We start from the raw sequence: 1,654 nt of genomic DNA, 5'->3' as shown, positions 1-1,654 counted from the left end.
TGGGCGGCCGGGTCCGACGGTACGGTCCGCAACCCGCAGTCGGGCAAGTGCCTGGACGCCTCGGGCGGTACGTGGAACGACGGTACGCCGGTCCACCTGTGGACCTGCCACACCGGCCCCAACCAGAAGTGGACCCTGCCGTAGAAAGGAGGCGACCCACGATGCGCACCCTGTTCAAGACAGCGATCGGCCTGTGTGCCGGCGCCGTGCTCTGCCTGACACCCCAGGCCGCGGCCCTGCCCGGCACCGCACCGGCGGCCCCCGACACCGCGGACCGCACGGCCACCGCGGCGGCCGACCCGGCGTACAGGATCCTCGTCTTCTCCCGGACGGCGGGCTTCCGCCACTCCTCGATCGACGAGGGCGTCACAGCCCTGCGCGACCTCGGAGCGGCGAACAACTTCACCGTCACCGCCACCGAGGACCCGGCGGCCTTCACCACCGCCAACCTCGCGCAGTACCGGACCGTGGTCTTCCTGTCGACCACCGGAGACGTCCTGGGCCCCGCCCAGCAGACCGCCTTCGAGCAGTACCTCGGCACCGGCGGCGGATACGTCGGCATCCACGCCGCCGCCGACACCGAGTACGACTGGCCCTTCTACGAGGGACTGGCCGGCGCCCTCTTCCAGTCCCACCCCGCCGTCCAGCCCGCGACCGTCGAGGTCGAGGACCGGGCCCACGACGCCACCGCGCACCTCGCCGGCACCTGGCAGCGCACCGACGAGTGGTACAACTACCGCACCAACCCCCGCACCACCGCCCACGTCCTGGCCTCGCTGGACGAGTCCAGCTACTCCGGCGGTTCCATGTCCGGCGACCACCCGATCGCCTGGTGCAAGGAGTACGCCGGCGGCCGCGCCTTCTACACCGGCGGCGGTCACACCGAGGAGTCCTACGCCGACCCCGCCTTCCGCCGGCACCTGCTCGGAGGCATTCGCTGGGCCGCCGGCACCACCCAGGCCGACTGCCGCCCGGAGACCGGCTACACACCCCTGTTCGACGGCACCGGCACGACCGGCTGGAAGCAGGCGGGACCGGGCGGCTTCGCCCTGGCCGACGGCACCCTCACCTCGCACGGCGGACTGGGCCTCCTCTGGTACGACGCCGAGGAGTTCACCGGTGACTACTCCCTGAAACTGGACTGGAGGGCGAGCGGGGACGACAACTCCGGTGTCTTCGTGGGCTTCCCGGCGTCCGACGACCCGTGGTCGGCGGTGGACAACGGCTACGAGATCCAGATCGACGCCACCGACGCGGCCGACCGCACCACGGGCGCCGTGTACGGATTCCGGTCGGCCGACCTCGCCGCGCGCGACGCGGCGCTGAATCCGCCGGGGGAGTGGAACACGTACGAGATCCGCGTCACCGGGGAGCGGCTGGAGGTCTTCCTCAACGGCCGGAAGGTCAACGACTTCACCAACACCGACCCGGCACGCAGCCTGGCACAGGGCCACATAGGCCTCCAGAACCACGGCGACGGCGACGACGTGGCCTTCCGCAACATCCGGATCAAGCAGACCGGGTCCCCGGCCGATCCGCGCTCGGGTGAGGTGAGGGGGGTGAACGGCAAGTGTCTGGACGTGGACAACGCGGGTACGGCGGACGGTACGGAGGTGCAGGTCTGGACGTGCAACGCGTCGGCGGCGCAGCGGTG

General features: G+C 71.5%; 2 protein-coding genes. Both read left to right on the top strand.

Annotated elements, in window-relative coordinates; translation table 11 throughout:
• Nucleotides 1-144 (top strand): RICIN domain-containing protein (locus B7767_RS30500; protein WP_143652706.1); only part of this gene is annotated, 144 nt, incomplete at its 5' end.
• Between the two features lie 17 nt (nt 145-161).
• A partial coding sequence (locus tag B7767_RS30495; protein ID WP_085574969.1) for a ThuA domain-containing protein occupies nt 162-1,654 on the top strand: 1,493 nt, incomplete at its 3' end.

Origin of the sequence: Streptomyces sp. 13-12-16 (genome assembly GCF_002114215.1) — a bacterium.
GTDB lineage: Bacteria > Actinomycetota > Actinomycetes > Streptomycetales > Streptomycetaceae > Streptomyces.
This window is presented reverse-complemented; position numbering and strand designations above follow the sequence as displayed.